This window comes from Micromonospora palythoicola (assembly GCF_036689795.1).
In the GTDB taxonomy this organism is placed as follows: domain Bacteria; phylum Actinomycetota; class Actinomycetes; order Mycobacteriales; family Micromonosporaceae; genus Micromonospora; species Micromonospora palythoicola.
The window spans coordinates 1-23,293 of sequence record NZ_JBAGKI010000053.1; the positions used below are offsets into that span (position 1 = coordinate 1).

The 23,293-nt window shown below is 71.7% G+C and carries 26 protein-coding genes, 1 pseudogene and 2 riboswitches; of the genes and pseudogenes, 11 read left to right on the forward strand and 16 right to left on the reverse strand.

Translation table 11 applies throughout. The features are described 5' to 3' along the window. Positions 1-78: 78 nt before the first annotated feature. Complete coding sequence (locus tag V5O40_RS20770; RefSeq protein ID WP_332907016.1) at positions 79-516, reverse strand: hypothetical protein; 438 nt, start codon at positions 514-516, stop codon at positions 79-81. 93 nt (positions 517-609) lie between these two features. On the opposite strand from V5O40_RS20770, the gene V5O40_RS20775 reads away from it, so the two are divergent. Genes V5O40_RS20775 through V5O40_RS20785 form a run of 3 tightly spaced genes read left to right on the forward strand, consistent with a single transcriptional unit; the run spans position 610 to position 2,757 of the window. Further along, entirely contained in the window at positions 610-1,068 is a 459-nt protein-coding gene (locus V5O40_RS20775; protein ID WP_332907017.1) for a MarR family winged helix-turn-helix transcriptional regulator, read from the forward strand. A 2-nt stretch (positions 1,069-1,070) separates the two neighbouring features. Continuing rightward, a complete protein-coding gene (locus tag V5O40_RS20780; RefSeq protein ID WP_332907018.1) occupies positions 1,071-1,538 on the forward strand; it encodes an OsmC family protein in 468 nt (155 codons plus the stop codon). Between the two features lie 52 nt (positions 1,539-1,590). Then, the gene (locus V5O40_RS20785) at positions 1,591-2,757 is read left to right on the forward strand and encodes a GNAT family N-acetyltransferase (RefSeq protein ID WP_332907019.1); all 1,167 of its coding nucleotides are present in this window, start codon (positions 1,591-1,593) and stop codon (positions 2,755-2,757) included. Positions 2,758-2,820: 63 nt separating this feature from the next. Here V5O40_RS20785 and V5O40_RS20790 read toward each other — a convergent pair whose 3' ends face one another. Together V5O40_RS20790 and V5O40_RS20795 are read right to left on the reverse strand one after the other, a co-directional pair. Further along, positions 2,821-3,552, reverse strand: a complete 732-nt coding sequence (locus V5O40_RS20790; protein WP_332907020.1) for a hypothetical protein — start codon at positions 3,550-3,552, stop codon at positions 2,821-2,823. A gap of 72 nt (positions 3,553-3,624) precedes the next feature. Beyond that, a complete protein-coding gene (locus V5O40_RS20795) occupies positions 3,625-4,086 on the reverse strand; it encodes a peroxiredoxin (RefSeq protein ID WP_269741722.1) in 462 nt (153 codons plus the stop codon). A gap of 129 nt (positions 4,087-4,215) precedes the next feature. Between V5O40_RS20795 and V5O40_RS20800 the strand changes: the two genes are divergently transcribed. Both V5O40_RS20800 and V5O40_RS20805 read left to right on the forward strand, forming a co-directional pair. Beyond that, a complete protein-coding gene (locus tag V5O40_RS20800; protein ID WP_332907021.1) occupies positions 4,216-4,944 on the forward strand; it encodes an SDR family oxidoreductase in 729 nt (242 codons plus the stop codon). A gap of 2 nt (positions 4,945-4,946) precedes the next feature. Next, a complete protein-coding gene (locus tag V5O40_RS20805) occupies positions 4,947-5,537 on the forward strand; it encodes a GNAT family N-acetyltransferase (RefSeq protein WP_332907022.1) in 591 nt (196 codons plus the stop codon). Between the two features lie 324 nt (positions 5,538-5,861). Here V5O40_RS20805 and V5O40_RS20810 read toward each other — a convergent pair whose 3' ends face one another. Next, positions 5,862-6,752, reverse strand: a complete 891-nt coding sequence (locus V5O40_RS20810) for an NmrA/HSCARG family protein (RefSeq protein WP_332907023.1) — start codon at positions 6,750-6,752, stop codon at positions 5,862-5,864. A gap of 86 nt (positions 6,753-6,838) precedes the next feature. Here V5O40_RS20810 and V5O40_RS20815 point away from each other — a divergent pair, with 86 nt between their 5' ends. Beyond that, entirely contained in the window at positions 6,839-7,375 is a 537-nt protein-coding gene (locus V5O40_RS20815) for a TetR/AcrR family transcriptional regulator (RefSeq protein WP_332907024.1), read from the forward strand. 172 nt (positions 7,376-7,547) lie between these two features. Here the strand turns inward: V5O40_RS20815 and V5O40_RS20820 are convergent, their stop codons facing one another. Then, entirely contained in the window at positions 7,548-8,108 is a 561-nt protein-coding gene (locus V5O40_RS20820) for a cysteine hydrolase family protein (protein ID WP_332907025.1), read from the reverse strand. A gap of 112 nt (positions 8,109-8,220) precedes the next feature. On the opposite strand from V5O40_RS20820, the gene V5O40_RS20825 reads away from it, so the two are divergent. Beyond that, a complete protein-coding gene (locus tag V5O40_RS20825; RefSeq protein ID WP_332907026.1) occupies positions 8,221-9,219 on the forward strand; it encodes a tyrosine-type recombinase/integrase in 999 nt (332 codons plus the stop codon). A 43-nt stretch (positions 9,220-9,262) separates the two neighbouring features. Next, positions 9,263-9,346: riboswitch (ZMP/ZTP riboswitch) on the forward strand. A 135-nt stretch (positions 9,347-9,481) separates the two neighbouring features. Next, positions 9,482-9,643: pseudogene (locus tag V5O40_RS20830) on the forward strand (bifunctional 5,10-methylenetetrahydrofolate dehydrogenase/5,10-methenyltetrahydrofolate cyclohydrolase); the annotation flags it as partial. Positions 9,644-9,782: 139 nt separating this feature from the next. On the opposite strand, the gene V5O40_RS20835 reads toward V5O40_RS20830, so the two are convergent. Next, positions 9,783-10,562, reverse strand: coding sequence for an endonuclease/exonuclease/phosphatase family protein (locus V5O40_RS20835; RefSeq protein ID WP_332907027.1), 780 nt, complete (start codon positions 10,560-10,562; stop codon positions 9,783-9,785). A gap of 177 nt (positions 10,563-10,739) precedes the next feature. Here V5O40_RS20835 and V5O40_RS20840 point away from each other — a divergent pair, with 177 nt between their 5' ends. Beyond that, a complete protein-coding gene (locus V5O40_RS20840; protein WP_332907028.1) occupies positions 10,740-11,519 on the forward strand; it encodes a TSUP family transporter in 780 nt (259 codons plus the stop codon). A gap of 33 nt (positions 11,520-11,552) precedes the next feature. Next, positions 11,553-12,389: a GNAT family N-acetyltransferase gene (locus V5O40_RS20845; protein ID WP_332907029.1), complete on the forward strand. Its 837-nt coding sequence runs from the start codon at positions 11,553-11,555 to the stop codon at positions 12,387-12,389. On the opposite strand, the gene def is transcribed toward V5O40_RS20845, so the two are convergent. Beyond that, a complete protein-coding gene (gene def, locus V5O40_RS20850) occupies positions 12,342-12,848 on the reverse strand; it encodes a peptide deformylase (protein WP_332907030.1) in 507 nt (168 codons plus the stop codon). The two genes, V5O40_RS20845 and def, sit on opposite strands and share 48 nt — an antisense overlap. A gap of 43 nt (positions 12,849-12,891) precedes the next feature. Beyond that, positions 12,892-14,103 (reverse strand): chorismate-binding protein, encoded by a 1,212-nt coding sequence (locus tag V5O40_RS20855; RefSeq protein WP_332907049.1) that lies wholly within the window; start codon positions 14,101-14,103, stop codon positions 12,892-12,894. A 96-nt stretch (positions 14,104-14,199) separates the two neighbouring features. Here V5O40_RS20855 and V5O40_RS20860 point away from each other — a divergent pair, with 96 nt between their 5' ends. After that, positions 14,200-14,400 (forward strand): DUF5999 family protein, encoded by a 201-nt coding sequence (locus tag V5O40_RS20860; protein ID WP_093402410.1) that lies wholly within the window; start codon positions 14,200-14,202, stop codon positions 14,398-14,400. 99 nt (positions 14,401-14,499) lie between these two features. Here the strand turns inward: V5O40_RS20860 and gcvP are convergent, their stop codons facing one another. From gcvP to ftsR, 8 genes are all read right to left on the reverse strand, one after another. Next, positions 14,500-17,322 carry an aminomethyl-transferring glycine dehydrogenase gene (gcvP, locus tag V5O40_RS20865; RefSeq protein WP_332907031.1) on the reverse strand — a complete coding sequence of 941 codons (2,823 nt, stop codon included), beginning with the start codon at positions 17,320-17,322 and terminating at the stop codon, positions 14,500-14,502. 75 nt (positions 17,323-17,397) lie between these two features. Then, positions 17,398-17,496, reverse strand: a riboswitch (glycine riboswitch). 65 nt (positions 17,497-17,561) lie between these two features. Continuing rightward, on the reverse strand, positions 17,562-18,449 hold the full coding sequence (locus tag V5O40_RS20870; RefSeq protein WP_408631917.1) for an NAD-dependent protein deacetylase: 888 nt from the start codon (positions 18,447-18,449) through the stop codon (positions 17,562-17,564). Positions 18,450-18,530: 81 nt separating this feature from the next. Then, positions 18,531-19,253, reverse strand: coding sequence for a DivIVA domain-containing protein (locus tag V5O40_RS20875; protein WP_332907032.1), 723 nt, complete (start codon positions 19,251-19,253; stop codon positions 18,531-18,533). After that, a complete protein-coding gene (locus V5O40_RS20880) occupies positions 19,250-20,428 on the reverse strand; it encodes a globin domain-containing protein (protein ID WP_332907033.1) in 1,179 nt (392 codons plus the stop codon). The genes V5O40_RS20875 and V5O40_RS20880 overlap by 4 nt, the downstream gene beginning before the upstream one ends. Before the next feature lie 2 nt (positions 20,429-20,430). Beyond that, on the reverse strand, positions 20,431-20,829 hold the full coding sequence (locus V5O40_RS20885) for a group I truncated hemoglobin (RefSeq protein WP_164449893.1): 399 nt from the start codon (positions 20,827-20,829) through the stop codon (positions 20,431-20,433). 299 nt (positions 20,830-21,128) lie between these two features. Next, positions 21,129-21,728, reverse strand: a complete 600-nt coding sequence (locus V5O40_RS20890) for a MerR family transcriptional regulator (RefSeq protein ID WP_332907034.1) — start codon at positions 21,726-21,728, stop codon at positions 21,129-21,131. 200 nt (positions 21,729-21,928) lie between these two features. Next, on the reverse strand, positions 21,929-22,393 hold the full coding sequence (locus tag V5O40_RS20895) for a bifunctional nuclease family protein (RefSeq protein ID WP_269741704.1): 465 nt from the start codon (positions 22,391-22,393) through the stop codon (positions 21,929-21,931). Positions 22,394-22,566: 173 nt separating this feature from the next. Beyond that, positions 22,567-23,268 (reverse strand): transcriptional regulator FtsR, encoded by a 702-nt coding sequence (ftsR, locus tag V5O40_RS20900; protein ID WP_269741703.1) that lies wholly within the window; start codon positions 23,266-23,268, stop codon positions 22,567-22,569. Positions 23,269-23,293 lie beyond the last annotated feature (25 nt).

Genomic DNA, 23,293 nt, shown 5'->3' on the forward strand with positions numbered 1-23,293 from the left:
CCCCCCGGGCCGCCCCCCCCCGCGGGCCCCCCCCCCCCGCCGCGGGGCCGGCCGCCCCCAGCCGCCCCCGCCCGCCCGTCACCCCGCCGTCAGGGTCTGCTCGGCGCGGCGGCGCACCACCTCCAGCACCCGCGCCGCCACTGCCAGGTCCTCGGCGGAAAGGTCGGCCCACAGCCGGGCTCCGATCTCGGCGGAAGCCGCGGCGACCAACTGCTGCGTGTGTCGTCCGGTCGGGGTCAGCGCCACCCGGGAGACGTCGGTGGACAGCGGCGCCGCCAGCGTCGCCGCGATCAGCTCGGCCAGCGTGGCGTGTGCCGTCGCGGTGGGCACCTTCACCGCCTCGACCAGCCGACGAGCGGCCTCGGCGCGGGGGAGCGGGGCATCGGCGGCGGCCAGCGCGTTGAGCAGCAACGCCTGCACGAAGGTCAACCCGAGGCGGCCCAACTCCCGCTCCAGCACGGCTCGGGTGGCGTAGTGGGTCCGACCGAGGATCTGCCCGTTGAGCGTGAAGGTCATGTCAACCCCTATTCATTGGCCCAGCCAACATTGGTCGAGCCAACGTACCACAGGTCGTGGGTGCCACCAACGAAGTGCCGTACAGTCACCCCCATGGAGCAGCCCAGCGCCCACCCACCCGGCCGACTACGCACCACCCCAAGCTGGCTGCTCACCCAGACCGCCGCCCACGCCGCACGCCTCGTCACCACCGCGCTCGGCAGCCGCCACGCCCGCGGCTACCACTACCGACTACTGGCGACCCTCGCCGAAACCGGCCCCGCCAGCCAGGCCGACCTCGGCCGACGCAGCGGCATCGACCGCAGCGACATCGTCGCCACCGTCAACGACCTCGCCGACCGCCACCTCGTACGCCGCCAACCCGACCCCACCGACCGACGCCGCAACATCGTCCACATCACCCCCGCCGGCCAACGCGAACTCACCCACCTGCAACACGTCCTCGACACCGCCCAGGACACCCTGCTCGCCCCACTGAATCCCACCGACCGCCACGAACTCGTCCGCCTCCTCGACCTCCTGCTCGCCCACCACCAAGAACCGAAAGGCTGACCATGGCCCGCACCCACCACTACGCCACCACCGTCACCTGGACCGGCAACCTCGGCACCGGCACCAGCGGCTACCGCGACTACCGACGCGACCACGACATCACCACCGACGGCCGGCCACCCATCCCCGGCAGCTCCGACCCCACCTTCCACGGCGACCGGACCCGCTGGAACCCCGAGCAACTCCTCCTGGCCGCCCTTTCCCAGTGCCACATGCTCGCCTACCTGCACCTGTGCGCCGACAAGGGCGTCGTCGTCACCGACTACGTCGACCACGCCACCGGCACCATGACCACCGACAACACCGGCAACGGCCACTTCACCGAGGTCACCCTGCGACCCCGGGTCACCGTCGCCGACCCCGCCACCACCGACATCGCCACCGCCCTGCACGACGACGCCCACCACACCTGCTTCATCGCCAACTCGGTCAACTTCCCGGTCCGCCACGAGCCCGTCACCACCACCTGAACCCACCGGAAAATGCGGTCGACCGCACCGCCGCGACCGCTATCGTCGGCCGGTGCCCGACGTGCGTGAACTCACCCCCGACGACCTGACCGACGCCTGGCAGCTCGGCCGGCTCGCCTTCGGCTCCGACCCGCAACCACCCCCACCACCGAACCCCACCGGCCGCACCCTCTACGGCGCCTTCGACCCCACCGGCACACTCATCGGCAAGGCCGTCGACCTGCACGACGACCAGTGGTGGACCGGACACGCCGTACCCGCCGCCGACGTAGCCGGCGTCGCCGTCACCCCCGAGGCACGCGGCACCGGAGTAGGCCGAGCGCTGCTGAAAACCCTGCTCCGCAACGCCCGCGACCGTGGCGCCGCCGTCAGCACGCTGTTCCCCACCACCGCCGCCCCCTACCGCGCCTGCGGCTGGGAGATCACCGGACAGCTCCGCACCCTCGACCTGCCCACCGCCACCCTGCCCCGACACCGCCCCGATCCACGGCTGACCGTCCGCGCCGGCACCACCGCCGACGTGCCCGCCACCGCCGAGCTCTACCGACGCGTCGCCCACCACCGCAACGGCCTGCTCACCCGCACCCACCCCCGGTTCACCGCCACCGACGAGCTGCCCTACGACGGGCTCACCCTCGTCGAACACGACGGACACCTGCTCGGGTACGCCGGCTGGGACCGTGGCCGCGGCTACGGCCCCGACGCCGTCCTCACCGTCGAAGACATCCTCGCCACCACCGCCGACGCCGCCCGCGCCCTCGTCGGCGTCCTCGCCAGCTGGCACAGCGTCACCCCGACCCTGCGGCTGGCCCCGCTACCCGGCGACACCATCAGCACCCACCTGCCCCTGGAACGCGCCCGCGAACACGAACGCGACGCCTGGATGCACCGACCCGTCGACGTCGTCCGCGCCGTACAGACCCGCGGCTGGCCCGCCCACACCCACGGCCAGGTCACCTTCGCCCTCACCGACGACCTCGCCGACTGGAACACCGGCACCTGGCGACTCACCGTCGCCGACGGCCACGCCGAGATGCACCGCACCACCGACGACGCCGACCTGCACCTGACCGTACGCGGCTTCGCCCGCCTCTACACCGGCACCGCCACCGCCCGCACCCTCGCCGAAACCGGACTGCTGCACCACAGCACATCCGACCCGAGCGCCCTGGACCTGCTCGCCGCCGGACCCACCGCCCACCTCGTCGACTACTTCTGACAGACGTCGGTGGCCCGGCCCGGCAGGGGATGCCGGACCGGGCCACCGGTCGGATCGAAACCCTCAGCCCGCCTCGCGCAACTCCGCCAACCGGGCCTCGATCTCCGCCAACTCCGCCCGCAACTTCTCCGCCTGCCGCTCCGCCTCCGACCGCTCCGCGGCCAGGATCTGCTCCACCGCCTCGTGCACCCCCGGCACGTCCACCAACGCCACCATCCGCAGCGCCTCCGCCGGCTTGAGCACGTACGGCTTGGCCAACACCTTCCCGCCCTGCTGCGCCGCGACCGTCCACTCGCCCTCGGCATAGGCCAACGTGACCGTCAGACCCGCCGGCCCCTTCGGCTTCGTCGCCTTCACCGCCCGCCGAGCCGGCTTCGCCTCCACCTTCGACCCCACCGTCTCGTCCACCCTCGGCTCCTCCCGACCCGACTGCTCCTCCCGACCCGGCTGCTCCTCCCGGCGCTGCTGCGGCACCCGGTCCAGCACGAACTCCGGCGTCACCGCCACCGGCTCGACCGGCGCCGACTCCACCTTCGACTCCGCCGGCCGGCGACCCGCACCGCGCGGCGCCACCGCCACATCGGCGGGGGAGAAGGGCAACTCGTCGCGCCCGAACCGCACCACCACGAACTCGTCGGACTCCGCCGGATCGGTCAACTCCACCACCTGACCCAGCTGACCGGCGATCTGACCAGCCGCCGCCGTGAACACCACCTTCGGCTTGCGGCCCGCGGCCAACGCCTCCCGGATGCCGCGCACCTCGTCCTCGGACAAACCCTGACCAGCGGCACCCATCGCCCACCCTCATTCCTCGTACACGTGTTCAGCCGCCTGCCTTGATACCAGCCGCCAGCGACAACACGAAGATCAGCCCCCCAGCGCCCGCAACGCCCGATCGGCGTGCTCGTGCATGCCCAACTCGCTGTGCACCACCTCGACGACCCGCCGATCGACCCCGATCACGAACGTCATCCGTCGCGTACTCAACGGACCCAACGGCAGCCGCCGCCGCACTCCGAACCGATCCGCCACCACACCGTCCGGATCCGACAACAACGGATAGTCGAACCCGTGCAGCCGCGAGAACTCCGCCTGACGCCGCACCGAATCCCGACTGATGCCCACCCGCTGCGCCCCCACCGCCGCGAACTCCGCCGCCAGATCCCGGAAGTGACAACTCTCCGCCGTGCACCCCCGCGTCATCGCCGCCGGATAGAAGAACAGCACCACCGGCCCGGCCGCCAAGAACTCCGTCAACCGCCGCGGCCGACCCGTCTCGTCCGGCAACTCGAAATCGTCGACCAGATCACCGACACCCACACCCGCCACATACCCTCCCCACCGACACCGTCGCCGCGAGCGTATGCCAGGCCGTGCGCTCGGCCACACCGCGCTACCCGCCACCACGACCACGCCGGTAACGTCCCCGACATCGGCTCGGGGCAGGGGAGAGGTCCGTTGACCAAGGTCACCATCATCACCGGCGGCAGCCGCGGCATCGGCGCCGCCACCGCCCGCCGGCTCGCCCACGCCGGCCACCACATCGTCCTCGGCTACCGCCGAGACCACACCGCCGCCGACACCGTCGCGGCCGACCTGCGCGCCACCGGCGTACGCGCCATCGCCGTACCCGCCGACACCCGCGACCCCGACCAGGTCACCGCCCTGTTCGACGCCGCAGCCGACCTCGGCACCCTCACCGGCCTGGTCAACAACGCCGGCATCACCAGCCCGATCGGGCCCTTCACCGACCTCGACCCCGACGACCTGCGCCGCGTCGTCGACGTCAACCTCATCGGCTACGTCCTCTGCGCGCAACAGGCCGCCCGCCGGATGGGCGACGGCGCCGCCATCGTCAACCTCTCCTCCGCCGCCGCCACCCTCGGCAGCCCAGGGGAGTACGTCCACTACGCCGCCGTCAAAGCCGCCACCGACGCCCTCACCATCGGCCTGGCCAAGGAACTCGCCCCCCGCGGCATCCGCGTCAACGCCGTCGCCCCCGGCATCATCCGCACCGACATCCACGCGCTGTCCGGCCAACCCGACCGACCCGAGCGCGCCGCCGGCCGCATCCCACTCGGCCGCCCCGGCGAACCCGACGAGGTCGCCGCCGCCATCGCCTGGCTGCTCAGCGCCGACGCCTCCTACACCACCGGCGCCATCCTCCGCGTCGGCGGCGGCCTCTGACAGTGCCCGCGCTCGTGCCACCGGCCCTGCCGCCCGGCAGCCTGCACCGCCACCGGCAACCCACCATCGACGGCGACGGACTGCGTCTGCGTCCCTGGCAACCCGGCGACCGACCTGCCGTCCTCGCCGGCTACACCGACCCCGCCATTCAACGCTGGCACTGCCGCACCATGAGCGACGAGGAGGCCCACGCCTGGCTCGTCTCCTGGCCAAAACGTTGGCAGGCCGAGAGCGGAGCCGGCTGGGCCGTCACCGACAGCACCGGCCTCCTCGGCCAGATCAGCCTGCGCCGACTCGACCTGGTCAGCGGCATCGCCGAGGTCTCCTACTGGGTCCTGCCGTACGCCCGTGGCCGGCACGTCGCGAGCCGCGCTCTCATGGCTCTCACCACCTGGTCGTTCGACACCGGACTGCACCGTCTCGAACTCAACCACTCGACGGCCAACCCCGCCTCCTGCGCCGTCGCCCGACGTGCCGGCTACCCGGCCGAGGGGACCGCCCGCCGCGAAGGCCACCACGCCGACGGCTGGCACGACACCCACCGCCACGCCCGCCTGCGCACCGATCCGCCCGCCACGCACCGCCCGGGGTGACCTGCCCCGGACCCACCACATCCACGGGCGCCGGCCTGCTCACGCCGGCAACGCACTCATCACCGAGGCCCGAATGCACTCCGGCCCGGCGGGTAGACCCGCGAAGGCCGCCACCGCGCTCACGGTGCCCGGCGGCCAACTCGACGCAGGAGGAGAGCCGACATGCAGACCACCTACGACTCGGTGGACGAGCTTGCCGCGGCGTTGCGCCGGGCGGCGTCCGCGCACGACCGCCACGAGCAGCAACTCGGCCACCCCGACCCCGACTGGCCGGACTGGTACGCCCGCCACATGGCGAACGAGCGCGCCGGCCTCGACCTCCTGTCAGGAGAACGTCCGTCGGGCCCAGGTGCGGAAGTCGGTGGTGGGCAGGCCGAGCGCGCGGGGGATCTCCGGACGTGCGGGGGCACCGTTCTCGTTCAGCTGCTCGACAGCATTGATCATGGCTGGCAGCATGCCGTGTTCGACCGCCTCCTGCGGGGTGCGGACCGGAGCGGTGATGGTCCGACCCGTGACCTCGCTGAGGATCGCGGCGACCTCGGTCATCGTGAGTAGGTCACCGGCGAGTTCCACATCCATGCCGTCGAGCCTGCCCGGGTCGGTGAAGGCGGTCGCTGCGGTCTCGCCGATGTCGTCGACCGCGATCCAGGCGATTCGGGTGTCCTTGGCGAAGCCCGTGACGATGGTGCCGTCGGACCAGTCGCCGAACAGGTAGGACCAGCCGAGCAGGTTTTCCATGAAGGTCGCCGGCTTGAGCACGGTCCAGTGCGCGAAACCGCCGGTCCGGACAAGTTCGTCGATGTCTGCCTTGCTCTCCCAGTAGTGCCGGTCCCAGCGTCCCTCGGCCCAACCGGGCTGGTTACGGTGGAAGTCGCCGGCGCCGGAGACGCTGCTGTGCACGAAGTGCGAGACTCCTGCCTTGCGTGCGGCCTCGACGACGTTGCGACTGCGGCGTAGCTCGGCGTCGCCCCGCAAATCAGTGATGTCGGGGAACGGGATGGAGAAGACGCCGTCTGCCCCGTCGGCTGCCGCGAGCAGGGAGGCCGGGTCGTCCAGGTCGCCTCGGACCAGCTCGACGCCCCGTTCCCGCAGGGCCAACGCGGCGTCGGTGCCGGTGTCGCGGACCAGGGCGCGTACCGCGACGCCTCGGTCGAGCAGCGCCCGGGCGGTGGCCCCGCCCTGCTTGCCGGTAGCGCCGATGACAAGGACAGCCATGATTCCTCCTCGAATAAGTGGGGTGTCACCCCACTTCCTGTCGGCTACGATACGGGGGACCACCCCACTTCTTCAAACGGCAGACGATGAGAGCTGACGCACAACGCAACCGCACCCTGATAGTCAAGGCGGCCAGCGAGGCGGTCGCCCGAGACGGCGCGTACGCGTCGCTGGAGGAGATCGCCCGAGTCGCCGGCGTGGGATCGGCAACCCTGCATCGACACTTCCCGTCCCGATGGGCGCTACTGGAGGCGGTCTTCCACGATCGGATCGAAGCGCTGTGCGCCCGAGCCGGACAGTTGTTGGCCGAGCCGGACGCCCGCCAGGCACTGATGACCTGGTTGGGCGAGCTGACGGCGTACAGCACCACCACCCGGGGCCTGGTCACCTCCCTGCTCAAGGCACCGCCGGAGAGTGCGTCCTGCTCCGCGATGCTCGTGGCGGCGGGCGAGCCGCTGCGGCGCCGGGCCGCCGACGAGGGATCCGTGCGTTCGGACGTCGCGATGGCCGACCTGGTGGCCCTCGCCAACGCGATCGCGCTCGCCGCGGAGTCGGCCAGCGCGGCCGAGGCGGAGCGGCTGCTTCGACTTGCGCTGGAGGGCATCAGTCCGGCCCGGCGGTGACGTCTTCGACACGCCGGTCGAGCACGTCCCACCCGACAGCGCTCCTGCCGGGATCGTCGTCCCCGTGACCCCGCCTGTCCCGGCGACGACGCCTACGACCCGATTCGATAATGTACATTATGTAAAGTTGGCGGGAGTCGCCTCACCGGGTCGCCCCCGCGAGGCGCGGACGTCAGTCGGTCGGGCCGAAGCTGACCTCCGCGGTCTCGACGGTGCCGCCCCGACGCCCGGGTGCTTTCTGGAAGCCCCAGTAGAGGTTGGTGTGGGCGACGACCTGCTCCGGCGGCGGCGCGCCGTAGGCCGTCAGGTCCTCGGTGGTGTGCGCGTCACCCACGAGCGTCGTGTCGTACCCCCGGACGAACGCGCCGTGCAGGGTCGACCGGATGCACGCGTCGGTCTGCGCGCCCGTGACGATCAGCCGGCCCACGCCGCGCTCGGCCAGCACCGTCTCCAGGTCGGTGTCCTCGAACGAGTCGCCGTAGCGCTTGTGCACAAGCGCCTCGCCGTCCTCGCGGACCAGCTCGGGTACGTACTGCCAGGCTTCGCTGCCCTGCGGGAGGCCGTCGTCGGAGTGCTGTACCCAGACGACGGGCACACCCTCGGCGCGGGCCTTACCCAGCAGAGTGTTGATGTTGGCGATGACGCCGTCGCGGTTGTGGGCCCCCGTCACCACCCCGTTCTGCACGTCGATGACGAGCAGGGCCGTGTTGGGTCGCTCGGGCAGGGTCGTCATGGCACGCCTCCGGTGACAGTGAATTCGGTGATCGCACCGTAGCCCCGACCCCTGACAGAAACGCTCCCCTCCCCATGGGCGCGGAATGCGAGAATCATGCATAATATCCCTTATGCATGACAAACAGGACAAATCGGTAGCCCTACTGATCGAGGAGTTCCTGACCGCCCGGGCCACCCGCAAGCCCTCCCCCCACACCCAGGCGGCCTACCGACGGGATCTGACAGCCGTCGCCACGCTCGCCGCCGAACTGTCCACCCCTCCCCTCCCCCTGACCGACCTGCCGGTCGACGCGCTGTCCCCCAGGCTGATGCGGGCCGCGTTCGCCCGATTCGCCGCCGGCCGGGCGGCCAGCTCCGTCGGTCGGGCCTGGTCGACCTGGAACGGCTTCTTCTCCTTCCTGGTCGCCGAGCAGGTGGTGCCCGGCAATCCGATGCCGGCCGTGGGACGTCCCCGAACTCCCCTGCCGACGCCCAAGCCGCTGCGCGGCGAGGACACACCGGAACACCTGCTCGCCTCGGCGGCGCGGGCCGAGGGGCGGCAGCGGGATCCGTGGCCGGAGCGGGACGTGGCGGTGCTGGCGCTGGCCCTGTGCGCGGGGTTGCGGCTGTCGGAGTTGCTCGCGTTGCGGGTCGGTTCGCTCGGCGGTCGTCCCGGTGAGCGACGGATCGAGGTGACCGGCAAGGGCGGGCGGCCCCGGGTACTGCCGGTCGAGCCGGACCTGGACGCGGTGCTGGCGACCTACCTCGACAGCCGGGCCCGCCGCTTCGGCTCCCGTACCCTGCGCCAGGTGTCGCCGCTGCTGGTCGACCGGCAGGGTGAGCCGCTGCGTCGGGGTGGTCTGCAGTATCTGGTGGAGTCCTGTTACCGGCGGGCCGGGATCGGTGACCGGGTGCCGCGCGGCGCGCGGTTGCACGCGCTGCGGCACACGTTCGCCACCCGGTTGGCCGAGGACGGTGCCGGGGCTGCCGAGATCATGCGGCTGTTGGGGCACGCGTCGTTGGCGTCGTCGCAGACGTACATCGAGGTGACGTCGGGCCAGCAGCGGGAGGCGGTGCGGGCCAACCGTACGTACCGGGCGTTGGCCGGGTTGTTGCCGGCTGCTGACTGACCGGTGGGAGGTGGACGGCACCGTCGGTGGTGGTGTGCGAGGCTGGCGGCGACGCGACTGGCGGCATCGGGGATGGGATCGACCATCGGGAAGCTCGTCGTGGGGGTCGTCCGCCTGGGCCCGCCGCGGGCGAGGGTGAGTCATGTCGACGACGATGACCGCGCGGTTGCTGCCGGGTGCGCCGGTGGCGGAGGCGATTCTGGCCCAGGTGGCCGAGGGTGTGGCGGAGTTGCGGACGGCGGGGGTGACCCCGACGTTGGCTGCGGTGCGTCGGTTGCTGCCGGATGTGGATGAGTCGTGTGCGCGGGTGGCGGGGGCGATCACGCCGAGGGTCGGTGGGGTGGGTCCGGTGACGGTGGCGATGTTGTTCCGCAACGCGTTGCGGGCCGCCCGGTCAGCGGTTGATCTGGCGGGCCACCCGTAGGGCGGCGGCGCAGGTCGCAGCGACCGTGCCCGCAGTGTCCTGCAGGCGGCAACAACAGGCATGTTGCTCCCTCCGGGACGCCGGACACCGCAACAACCCTGATGTTGCTGCCTCTCGACGGCGGGGGTTTCTAGCGGCGCTAGCCGAGGTCGACGACCAGGGGCCGGTGGTCGGAGATGGTCGACAGCGGGGTGCGTACGGCCGCGACCGGGGGTAGCTGGTCGAAGCCGTGCCGGTCGGCGAGGATGTGGTCGAGCTGGACGCGGGGTTGTGCGGCCGGGTAGGTGGGTCGGCGGGCCAGCAGGTGCCAGCCGGAGACGGCGCGGGTGGCCCAGGCGGGCAGGTTCAGGTCGCCGAGCAGGATGCGGGGGGCGGGCAGGGCGCGTAGGGCGCGGATGACCTGGCGGAGTTGGCGGACGTTCCAGCCGGCGACGAAGGACAGGTGGGTGGCGGCGACGGTGAGCGGGCCGTGTGGGGTGTCCAGCACGGCGGCGAGCACGACGCGGGGTTCGTCGCGGAGCAGGATGAGGCCGCCGCCCGGGCCGGGCACGTAGACCGGGGAGCGTACCGGGGCGGGGTGCAGTCGGGTGACCCGCCAGCTGTTGACCGGGTGGCGGGAGATCAGGCCGACGCCGTAGCAGGGTTCGCCGTGGCCGTCGTCGTCGTGGGTGAGGGGGCGGAACGCCTGGCCGGGGGTGCCGACGACGGCGGCGGCGAAGCGGTGTTCGGGTGCGCCGATGGCCTGGGCGGCGATGGCGGTGAGGTCGAGGTGGCCGCTGCGGGACTGGTCGCGGTCGACCTCCTGCAGGGCCAGGACGTCGGCGTCGAGGGCGGCGACGGCGGCGGTCAGCCGGGTCGGGTCGACCAGTCCGTCGGCGAGGGATCGTCCGTGCAGCAGGTTGAACGTGGCCAGGCGCACGCTGTCACCTTAGCGACGGCGTGGGACAGTTGCCCGATGCTGCGGGCGTTGTGCTGTTCGGTGCTGGTGTTCGTCGCGATCGGTGCGGTGGGGATCTGGGTGCGGCGTCGTCGGGGCCGGTGAGGCTGGCCACAGCCGGCGGTGTGGTGGGGCCGGCAGTGGGAAGAATGTCGGCTCGTGGAGGTGGACCCGGCGACCGTGGTGACGCTGTTGACCGCCGCCGCCCTGGCGGGCTGGGTGGACGCCGTGGTGGGTGGTGGTGGGCTGCTGCTGTTGCCGGCGTTGCTGGTGGCGGCTCCGGGGCTGCCGCCGGCGACGGCGTTGGGGACGAACAAGTTGGCGGCGATCGCCGGCACGTCGACGGCGGCGGTGACGTACGCCCGCCGTACGAAGATCGACTGGGTGGTGGCGGGGCCGGCGGCGGCGCTGGCGGTGGTGTGTGCCGGCCTGGGCGCGGCGTTGGCCGGGGCGGTGCCGCCGTCGGCGTACCGGCCGGTGGTGCTCGTGGTGCTGGTGTCGGTGGCGCTGTTCGTGGTGCTGCGTCCCGCGCTGGGGGTGCTGGCGGTGCCGCAGCGGCGGACCCGGGCGCGGGTGGTGGTGGCGGTGCTGGTGGCCGGGGTGGGCATCGCCGCCTACGACGGGTTGATCGGTCCGGGTACGGGCACGTTTCTGGTGCTGGCGTTCACCGCGCTGGTGGGTGCGGACTTCGTGCACGGTTCGGCGATGGCGAAGGTGGTCAACGCGGGTACGAACGCCGGTGCGCTGGCGGTGTTCGCGGTGACCGGGCATGTGTGGTGGCTGATGGGTGCGGCGATGGCGGTGTGCAACATCGTGGGGGCGTCGGTGGGCGCGCGGATGGCGTTGCGGCGTGGTTCCGGGTTCGTGCGGGTGGTGCTGCTGGTGGTGGTGCTGGCGTTGGTGGCGCGGTTGGGTTACGACCAGTGGGTGGCCGGGTGAGGGTGCCGGCGCGGTGCGTGTGATCATCGGCGGGTGGGTGTGCGTGCGGAACACGACCGGGCGGTCCTGGCGGGTCTGCTGAGCCGGGATCCGGTGTTGCACGCTTACCAGTTGGGCGATCTGGACGACTTCTTCTGGCCGTACACGTCGTGGTTCCGGCGTGGCGATTCGGTGGTGCTGCTGTATCACGGTGTGGTGCCGCCGACGCTGCTGGCGTTCGCGCGGCCGGCGCGGGTCGGTGCGGTGGCGGCGTTGCTGGGTGAGGTGGCGCCGGTGCTGCCGGCGCGGTTGTCCGCGCACCTGTCCCCCGGCCTGGAGTCGGTGTTGGATGGCACGTTCCGGGTCACCGCGACGGGGCCGCATCGGAAGATGGCGTTGACCGACCGGGCGCGGTTGGCGGCGGTCACGCCGGCCGGTGAGGTGCTGGGTCGGGCGGACCTGCCCCGGCTGCACGAGTTGTACGCGGCGGCCTACCCGGGTAACTGGTTCGATCCGCGGATGGTGGACACCGGCCGGTACGTGGGTGTTCGGGATGGTGAGCTGCTGGTGGCGGTGGCGGGGGTGCATGTCGTCTCCGCGGCGCACCGGGTGGCGGCGGTGGGTAACGTGACGACCCGGCCCGGCTGGCGGGGTCGGGGGTTGGCGGGGGCGGTGGTGGCTCGCCTGTGTGGGCTGTTGGCCGCCGAGGTCGACCATGTGACGTTGAACGTGGCGGCGGACAATCCGGTGGCGGTGCGGTTGTACGAGCGGTTGGGGTTCACCCGGGTGGCCGACTACGGCGAGTTCACGCTCGTGGCGCGCGACGGGTCGCGGGTGGCTGGTTCAGCCCCGGCGGGAGGAGTCGAAGCGGCCGGCGCGGATCTCCCGTAGGGCGCGGCGGCGGGTTTCGCCGCGCAGGGTGTCGACGTAGAGGCGGCCGGCGAGGTGGTCGGCCTCGTGTTGCAGGGCCCGGGCGAGGAAGCCGCTGCCGGCGATGGTGAGGGGTTCGCCGTGCTGGTCGTAGCCGTGGGCGGTGGCGTGCAGCGCGCGGGGGGTCGGGAAGTACAGCCCGGGGATGGACAGGCAGCCCTCGTCGTCGTCGTGGAGTTCGTCGGACAGCTCCAGCGTCGGGTTGACCATGTGGCCGCGGTGGCCGTCGGCGTCGTAGACGAACACCTGGACGTTGACGCCGATCTGGGGTGCGGCGACGCCGGCGCGGCCGGGCGCGCCGAGCAGGGTGTCCATCAGGTCGGTGACCAGCGTACGTAGTTCGGTGTCGAAGCTGGTGACCGGTTCGCTGGGGGTACGGAGCACCGGGTCGCCGATGATTCGGATGTCCCGCATCGTCATGTCGGCAAGGTTATCTGGCGGTGGCGGCGGGTGAGGGGCGGGTTCACCTCAGGGCGGCGCGTACCGGGACGGTCTTGGCGGCGGCTTCGGCGACCTCGGCGGCCGGGTCGCTGTCCCAGGTGATGCCGCCGCCGGCCCAGACGTGCACGGTGGTGCCGTCGACGGCGGCGGTGCGGATGGTCAGGCCGAGGTCGATGTGGTCGGGCCCGATCCAGCCGAGGGCGCCCATGGCGGCGCCGCGGCCGACGGGTTCGAGGGCGGCGATGTGGTCGAGGGCGGCGAGTTTCGGTGCGCCGGTGACCGAGCCGCCGGGGCAGACGGCGCGCAGCAGGTCGGCCAGGCCGAGTCCGTCGGCGACCTCGGCGCGGACGGTGGATTCGGCCTGCCACAGGTCGCACCAGCGGCGTACGGCGAACAGTTCGTCGACGCGGACGCTGCCGGTGCGGGCGACGCGGGCCAGGTCGTTGCGTTCCAGGTCGACGATCATGATGTGTTCGGCGCGTTCCTTGGCGGAGGCGAGCAGGTCGGCGCGGCCGGCGGTGGTGGCCGCTCGGGTGCCTTTGATGGGTCGGGTGGTGAGGGTGCCGCCGCGGACCTCGACGAGGGTTTCCGGGCTGGCGCAGCCGATGGCCCAGCCGGGGCCGGTGAGGACGCCGCCGTAGCGGGCTCCGGGCAGCCGGCCGAGGCGGGCCAGCGCGGGGACCGGGTCGCCGGTGTAGGGGGCGCTGGCGTGTCCGACGAGGTTGACCTGGTAGACCTCGCCGCGGCCGATGGCGTCGCGGACCGCGGTGACCGCCTCGGCGTGCTGGCGTGCGCTCCAGCTCTCGGTCCAGGTGCCGCGCCACCATGGTGCCGGCGGGTCGGGACGCGTCGGGGCCGTCTCGGTGTGGCCGTAGACGACGACGGCCACCTCGGGCAGGTCGGTGGGGTTGGGTGCGCCGGGTGCGCCGCCGGCCAGCAGGGCTCCGGCGGCGGCGGACACGTAGAGGGCGGCCCCGCAGACGCCGTGCCGGTGGTGGTGGCCTGCCGGGTGGGCCAGGTCGTGCAGGTGCAGGCCGTGCTCGGCGAGGAACTGTTCGGCGTACGCGGCCGGGTCGCCGCCGTCGGCGGGGTGCCACTGCCAGCGGGCCCGTTCGACGAGCCGGCCGCGGCAGGAGGCGGGCACCGCGGGCGGATCGACAACCATCCGTGGGAGCGCTTCCACGACGTCTGGACGGTTCATGCTCATCCGTTCAGCGGATTTCCCGCGCACCACGCGGACATCCGGTCGATGCGACACGCTTCCGCTTGGTACTGTGCGTCACTGGTCATGTGAACCATGACACAGTGCCCCCACAGTCCGGAGAACCCGATGTGCCAGCACCAACCCACCTGTCCCTCCGCCGAAGCCACCGACCGGGAAGCCGCCAGGGTCATCGCCTGTTTCCGTGAACAGGGCTGGAGCCTGCTCTGCAACGGAGTCATCGTCTTCGAGGACACCGGCGAGCTGCTGCCCGACGGCAGCAGCATCGCACCGCACCGAGGCCCCGCCCGACACGCCCTCGCCGCCTGAGACACCGTCACGGTCCGTCACGACGTCTTTCCCGCGCCGACCCAGGCTAGTCCCCCGGTCAGGGACCGCCACGACCAGGTCGGCGCGGCACCGGACCGGTCAACTCTCGTAGGCCTGCGGTGACGGGCACGAGCAGACCAGGTTCCGGTCGCCGTACCCGCCGTCGACCCGACGCACCGGCGGCCAGTACTTCCCCACCCGGTCCATCCCGGCCGGCCACCCACCAACCGACCTGGGGTACGGGTGCGGCCAGTCGTCGCCGCCGACCATCGCCGCCGTGTGCGGCGCGTTGGCGAGGGGGTTGTCCCCGGCCGGCCACTCACCCGAACCCACCTTGTCGATCTCCGCCCGGATGGCGATCATCGCGTCGCAGAACCGGTCCAGCTCGGCCAGGTCCTCGCTCTCGGTCGGCTCCACCATCAACGTCCCCGCCACCGGGAACGACATCGTCGGCGCGTGGAACCCGTAGTCGATGAGCCGCTTGGCCACATCGTCGACGCTCACCCCGGTCGCCTTCGTCACCGGCCGCAGGTCCAGGACGCACTCGTGCGCGACCAGGCCCTTGTTGCCCGCGTACAGCACCGGGAAGTGCTCCCGCAGCCGCGCCGCCACGTAGTTGGCCGCCAGCACCGCCACCCCGGTCGCCCGGGCCAGGCCGTCGGCGCCCATCATCCGCAGGTACGCCCACGGGATCGGCAGGATCCCCGCCGACCCGTAGCGGGCCGCCGCGATCGCCGGCCGCCCGTCCACCGGCGCGCCGGCCGGATCACCCGGCAGGAACGGCGCCAGATGCGCCCGCACCGCCACCGGACCCACCCCCGGCCCACCGCCACCGTGCGGAATGCAGAACGTCTTGTGCAGGTTCAGGTGCGACACGTCCGCCCCGAACCGGCCCGGCCGGGCGAACCCGACAAGCGCGTTGAGGTTCGCCCCGTCGACGTACACCTGCCCACCGGCGTCGTGCACCTTCGCGCACAACTGCGCGATACCCGTCTCGTACACCCCGTGCGTCGACGGGTACGTCACCATGATCGCCGCGAGGGTGTCCCGATGCGCGTCGATCTTGGCGTCCAGGTCGACCAGGTCGACGTTGCCGTCGGCGTCGCAGCCGACCACGACCACCCGCATCCCCGCCATCACCGCGCTGGCCGCGTTGGTGCCGTGCGCCGACGACGGGATCAGGCACACGTCGCGGTGCCGCTCACCCCGGCTGCGATGCCACGCGCGGATCGCCAACAGCCCCGCCAGTTCGCCCTGCGAACCGGCGTTGGGCTGCACACTGACCGCGTCGTAGCCGGTCACCTCCGCCAGCCAACTCTCCAACTGGCCGACCAGTTCCCGGTAGCCGGCGGTCTGCTCCGCCGGCGCCAACGGGTGGATGTCCGCGAACTCGGCCCAGCTCACCGGCTCCATCTCGGTGGTGGCGTTCAGCTTCATCGTGCACGACCCCAACGGGATCATGCCCCGGTCCAGGGCGTAGTCGAAGTCGGCCAGTCGACGCAGGTACCGCAGCATCGACGTCTCCGACCGGTGGGTGCGGAACACCGGATGGGTGAGGAAGTCACTGGTGCGGGCCAGCGCCGCCGGCAGCCCCTCGGGCACCTGTCCGTCGACGCCGTCGACACCGAACGCCGCCCACACCACGGCCACCTGCTCCACCGTCGTGGTCTCGTCGCAGGAGACACCGACCCGGTCGGCGTCGACCAGCCGCAGGTTCACCCCACGCCGCCGCGCCTCGGCGACCACCTGCGCCGCCCGACCCGGCACCCGCGCGGTGACCGTGTCGAAGAACGCCACCTCGGCGACCTCGACGCCACCGGCACGCAGCCCGGCGGCCAGCCGGGCCGCCATCCGGTGGGTACGGGCCGCGATCTCCCGCAGCCCGTCCGGACCGTGGTAGACGGCGTACATGCCGGCCATCACCGCCAACAGCACCTGCGCGGTGCAGATGTTGCTCGTCGCCTTCTCCCGCCGGATGTGCTGCTCACGGGTCTGCAACGCCAACCGGTACGCCGCCGCGCCGGCCGCGTCCCGGGACACCCCGACCAGCCGGCCCGGCAGCATCCGCTCCAGACCGGCCCGCACCGCCAGGTAGCCGGCGTGCGGCCCACCGAAGCCCATCGGCACCCCGAACCGCTGCGTGGTGCCCGCGGCGATGTCCGCGCCGATCTCCCCCGGCGGCCGCAGCACCGTCAACGCCAACAGGTCCGCCGCGACCGTCACCAGCGCACCCGCCGCGTGCGCGGCCTGCACCAGCGGGGCGTGGTCACGCACCGCCCCGGACGCTCCCGGGTACTGCAGGTGCAGACCGAAGAACTCCGCCGGCAACGGCTCGACGTCCAGGTCCAGCACCCGCACCTCGATACCGAGCGGCTCCGCCCGCCCGGCGAGCACCGCGATGGTCTGCGGCAGCGCGTCGGCGTCGACCACGTACACCCGGCTGCCGGCCTTCGACGCCCGCCGCGCCAGGGTCATCGCCTCCGCCGCCGCGGTGCCCTCGTCGAGCATCGACGCGTTCGCCGTCGCCAGACCCGTCAGATCCGACACCATGGTCTGGAAGTTCAGCAACGCCTCCAGCCGACCCTGGCTGATCTCCGGCTGATACGGCGTGTACGCCGTGTACCAGGCCGGGTTCTCCAACACGTTGCGGCGGATCACCGCCGGGGTGTGGGTGCCGTGATACCCCAACCCGATCATGGACACGGCGACCGTGTTACGGGCCGCCAGGGCCCGCAGCTCCGCCACGGCCTCCGGTTCGCTGGCCGGCGACGGCAGGTCCAGCCGGCCGTGCCAGCGGATCACCTCGGGGATCGCCGCGTCCATCAACTCGTCGATCGAGGCGTACCCGACGATGTCCAACATGCGGCGCTCGTCGTCGGGACCGGGACCGATGTGACGGTCGGCGAACTGCTCGGCGGTCATGGGCGCTCCTGCGCGGGCGGGGGTCGACAGGTCGGCCCTCCCCCTCTGTCACACCCGCGGGCGCTCCACAGTGCCTGACCCGACGTGGTCCTTCTGCCTGAGAGGTTCCGGGGAGGATTTGCCCCTTCGGCGCCGCCCCGATGATCGCCAGGCGGTCTCTCCCACGTCGGTGCTACCGGCGCGATCAACGCTACCAGCGTGCCCGACGGCCCGCACCGAACCCCCTGACCCGCCCCCGCTCACCCGCCGACCGGACTCGGCACCGCCGGCACCGTCGACGGTGCGGCGCCGAGCAGCCGGTCGGCCACCGCCGGCAACACCCGCCCCAACGGCGCCGGAACCCGCAGGCACGCGTACCCGTCGCCGCGGGTCGGCCCCTGGTTCACGATCACCACCGGCACGTTGCGCTTCGCCGCCCGGATCACGAACCGGCGCCCCGACATCACCGTCAACGACGACCCCAGCACCAGCAGCAGCCGGGCCTGCTCCACCAGGGCGAAACACGACTGCACCCGCGTCGCCGGCACCGTCTCACCGAAGAACACCACGTCCGGCTTGAGCAACCCACCACAGGCCACGCAGTCGACCGTACGGAACGCCGCCACCTGCGCGTCAGCGAGATCCACGTCACCGTCCGGGTTGACCTCGACGGCGTGGGCGACGAACCCGGGATTGGCCGCCCGCAGCCGCCCGTCCACCTCCGCCCGCGACGTACGACGCCGGCACCCCAGACAGATCACCTCGTCGAGCCGTCCGTGCAACTCCGTCACGTCACGGCTACCGGCCGCCGAGTGCAACCCGTCGACGTTCTGCGTGATGATCCCCGTCACCAGACCACCCCGCTGCAGGCGGGCCACCGCCCGGTGCCCGTCGTTGGGCTCGGCCCCGGCGATCAACCGCCACCCCAGGTGACTGCGCGCCCAGTACCGCCGACGCGCCACCGCATCGGCCACAAACGTCTGGTACGTCATCGGCGTGTGCCGGCGCGCGACACCACTGGGCCCCCGATAGTCGGGAATGCCCGACTCGGTGGACAACCCGGCGCCGCTGAGCACCACCACCCCACCGGCGGCCACCAGACCCGCCAACGGCTCGATCAGCTCCTGCACCCACCCATCGTGCCCCAGCACCACCGCCAGCGACGAACACCACCGGCGGCGGCGGTGAACCGCCACCGGTGGCACCCCGGCGAGCCGAGCGGTCTCAGGTCAGCGCTGCTGATGCCGAGGCAACGACCGGGCCGTCGCCGCACCGGCCGCCGCCGGCTGCGCGCCGATGCGCTCCATGGTCCGGGACAATTGCTCACTGCCGTCGTCCAGATGCCGCGCCGCCGCCTGCATATGCGAGATCATCATCTCGCCGTAGATCCGCAGTGCCTCCCGCGCGGCCACCCCGTCGTCGAACGTCGGTCCCGCCGCCACGTGGTAGTCCTGCACCACCCGCTCCGCCTCCTGACGGGCCTCCTCCACCGCCGCCCGCACATAGCTCTCGTACTGGGTACGGGCATACTCGGCGACCCGCCGCGCGTAGTCGTGCGCCTGCGCGATGATCTGCTCCGCCTCCCGCTGCGCCGCCGAGAGCAGATTCACCTCCTTGGCCGCCGGCACCTTCGACGCCGGCTCCGAACTCGGAATCACCCCGTGACGATGCAGCTCCACATGGTCGTTGAGCCGCTCGTTCTCCGCCCGCAGGTTCGCCACCTGCGTCGACAGCAGATCCAACTCATCGGCCACCTGCACCCGGAACCGGTCCACGTCGTTCTGGTCGTACCCACGCCGCCCGAACGACGACGACCCGAACTCCCACCGGCGCACCCGGTCGGCGGTCATCCGCACCTGCGCACCAGTGGCGACCTGCCCACCGTCGTACCTGCCGACCGGGACCCCACTCACCGCACCGGCCCGCCACTCGCGGCCACGAGGCTCACTCACCGGGCACCTCCGGAATCGTCAGAGACAGCGGGGCCTCCCACCGCCGTCCGCCACGAGGGGCCGTACCAGTGCCTACCCAGACCCTCGTGATGCACCTGCCCGGCATGAAAGCCGGACCGGTTCAGAATCGCCACCGTGTGCGACACCATGTCGTCGGAACCACACACGTACACATGCCGGGACCGCCAGTCACCGTCGGCCAGCGCCCGGTCCACCGGATACACGAACTCCCCCGGCCGGTTCAGGTCCAACCCGACCACCTGCGTCACCGACAACCACGGGTACGAGGCGGTCAACTTCTCCAACGCGTCACCGTCGTAGAACTCACTACGTGACCGTGCCCCCACGTACACGTCGACCCGACGCCGGGACCCCTCCGCGGCCACCTGCTCCACCAACGCCTTCAACGGCGCCCAACCGGTACCACCGGCCAACAGCAGCAGATCCGCCGAACCGGCCGCCCGCAACGTCAACCCGTCACCCACCGGAGCGGCCAGATGCACCTGGTCACCCACGGCACACCCGTACACCAGCCGGGACGACACCGCACCGCCCGGCGCGGCCCGCACATGCAACTCGACAGTGCCGTCCGTACGTGGCGCGTTCGCCGGGGAGTAGTACCGCCACGACCGCACCGCCGGATGCGACACCCCGATCGACTGACCCGCGGTGAACGGCAACAGATACTGCGGACGCAACGTCAGCACCGCCACGTCGAACGCCCGCCGCTCGTGCCCCACCACCTCCGCGGCCCACCACGGTGGACTCGTCGCCTCAGCGGCCTGCGCCGCCTCGGTCATCACCTGCGCCACCAGTCCGTACGCCGCCGCCCAGTCCTGCGCCAACTCGTCGGTCCACTGGTCGGCGAGGAAGTGCCGCAGCGTCGCCAGCAACGCCTCACCCACCGCCGGGTAATGCTCCGCCCGCACCGCGAACTTACGGTGGTCGACGCCCAGATCCTGCAGGAAACCCACCAACCGGTCCACCTGGTCCACCTGGGACACGATGTGCCCGAGCGCGGTCACCAGCCGATCCCGCTGCCCCGCCATGTTGGTCGGGAACATCTGCCGGGTTTCCGGATACGCCAGGAACAGCGTCGAATAGAAGTAGAGCGGCACCTGGTCACCGTGCGCGGCGACCAGCGACCAGCTCTGCTTGAGCCGGGGCACGTCCACGCTCAGGCGCCCGCCTGGTCCCCGCCGGCCACCACCTGGTCCTGCACCTGCGCCAGCACCGCCTGCACGTCGGCGATGATGTCACCCGGCACACCCAGTTGCGTCAACGTCGCCGTCAGATGCTCACCCACCTTGACGTAGTGCGCCACCGGGATGTTCAACGGCTGGTGCGCCGACGCCAGGTCCCGGCCGGTGTACTCGTTCGGACCACCGAGCACCACCGCCAGCATCAACGCCAGGTGCCGACGCTGCCCCGCCATGTCCACCTCGGCGAAGTAGCCGGCAAGCTCCGGATCGGCGAGCACCCGGTCGTAGAACAACTCGACAGCGGCCTTCACCGCCGCCGCCCCGCCGATGCGCTCGTAGTGCGAGACCGGAGCGGTCTCTTCGGTAACCGTCACGGTTGTTCCTTCCGTCGTGAGGGGACGCGCGGCGTCAGCGCGCGACGACAACCCGCCGACGTCTCCACCACCCCACGGCGGCGACAGCCGGCAGACCGTGTCGGACGATAGCGTGCCCCGCCCGCCCCGTCACCGGCGACCCATCGGATTCCCGACAACAACCAGACACGAAGAGTCACAAAACTCGCTCCGGGTCGTCACCCGGATCACCCGATGTCCTTACCGAGAGTGCCCAACCTGGACCGACGGGACAGCGTCACCAGCGGCAGCGCGACCGCGGGACACCACAGTGGAGCGACTCAACCCGCCCGCCGCCGGGCCCGCCGCGCGGCCAACTCGTCGCCCACCGCGCCACCCTCGGCAATCTCAGCCGGACCCGGCTCCACCGAGACCGCCGCCGGCTCCGCCGGCAGGTGCGACAACGAACCCTGGATCTCCTTGAACGCGCCACCGATCGCGATGCCGAACACCCCCTGGCCGCCCTGCAACAGGTCGACCACCTCCTCCGGCGAACGACACTCGTACACCGTCGTCCCATCGGAGATCAACGTGATGCCGGCCAGATCCGCGACGCCCCGCGACCGCAACGCCTCGATCGCCTTGCGGATGTTCTGCAGCGACACCCCGGCGTCCAGCAGCCGCTTCACCACCTTCAACACCACCAGGTCGCGGAACGAGTACAACCGCTGCGTGCCGGAACCCGAGGCGTCGCGCACACTCGGCACCACCAGAGCCGTACGCGCCCAGTAATCCAGCTGGCGGTAACTGATCCCCACCGCGTGGCAGGCCGTCACACCCCGGTACCCCACCGCACCGTCACCGTCAGTTGCCGACCCGGGCATCCCACCACCCGGCTCACCCGACACCGCACCCTGATCGGAATCCTGCGGCTCGTACATCCGGACAACCTCCCCGTCAGTGCGGTGCCACGCCGCTTCCGAGACGCGCACCCCTCGACACGGCAACCCTATAGCGACCGCCAGGAGTTACCACGGAGAAACCGTCGCGACACGCCGTGCATCGACAGCGATGACCATCACCATAACCGACAGTCACCACCCACACGGCCTTCCCACCGACACCCGGCAGGGCCGAACTCTCAACCGGCGAAATCCTCCGGGCGCACCTGATCCAGGAACTCCCGGAACTTCTCCACCTCGTCCTCCTGCTCGTCGGGAATCACGATCCCCGCCTCGCTGAGGACCTGCTCGGCACAACGAATCGGCGCACCCACCCGCAACGCCAACGCGATCGAATCACTCGGCCGAGCCGAGACCCGCACCCCATCACCGATCAACAGATCAGCGAAGAACACGTTCTCCTTCAACTCGGTGATCTCCACCGCCCGCAACGGCGCCTTCAACGCCGCCAACACATCCCGCAGAAGATCATGGGTCAACGGGCGCGCCGGCTTGACACCCTGCTGCTCGTAAGCGATCGCCGTCGCCTCGACCGCGCCGATCCAGATCGGCAGATAGCGGTCCCCCTCGACCTCCCTGAGCAGGACGATCGGCTGGTTGCTGGGCAACTCAACCCGAACCCCGACCACGCTCAGCTCGCGCACCGCCGCCTCCGTGTCGTTGTCACCTACGCCGCACCGCGCCCTTCCCTGCACGGTACACGGACCGCGACACGGCCGTCTGATGCGCTGCACGCACCCACGCCCGCGCCAGAAGAGGGGTTACCCCCGCAAGCCTACGCCACTCACGAACCGGCCGATCAGCACGCACACGCACCTCACCGCCCCAACGTCGAGCGCAACCCCACCCGCACCAACGCCGCATGCAACTGCTGCGACAACGCCACCAGCTCCCGCGCCGTCTCCGCCGCCCGTGCCCGCGCCGCCGGATCACTCTGCCGCACCAACGGCGCCACCAACTGCGCGAACAAACCGACCTCACGATCGGCCGCCGTCCGATAACCCCGCAGATGCCGCGGCTGGAACCCGTACGCGGCCAGACCCGCCACCGCCCGCGCGATGATCAACGCATCGCCGTCGTACCACCCCGGCGGATCCGACACCACCAGGCCGAGCCGCTCCAACTCACCCAACGTCGACTCGTCCAGCCCACTACGCGCCACCAACTCGGCACGATCCAACCGGACCTGCGCCGACTCGACCGCCGACGCCGCACCACGACCCGGCACCGCACCGTCAGGCCCCACCGCCACCAACGCCGGACGCGAACCCTCCGGCACCTCACCGTCGGTGTCCCAGCGCGCCAACTGCTCACGGATCACCCGCAACGGCAGATACTGATCCCGCTGCGCGGTCAACACGAACCGCAACCGCGCCACATCGTCCCAGCCGTACTTCCGGTAACCCGCCGCCGTACGCTGCGGCTCCACCAGGCCCTCAGCCTCAAGAAACCGCAACTTCGAAATCGTCACGTCCGGAAAATCCGCCCGCAACTGGGCCAGCACCTCGCCGATACTCATCAACGGCGGGGCGCCACCCACCCCG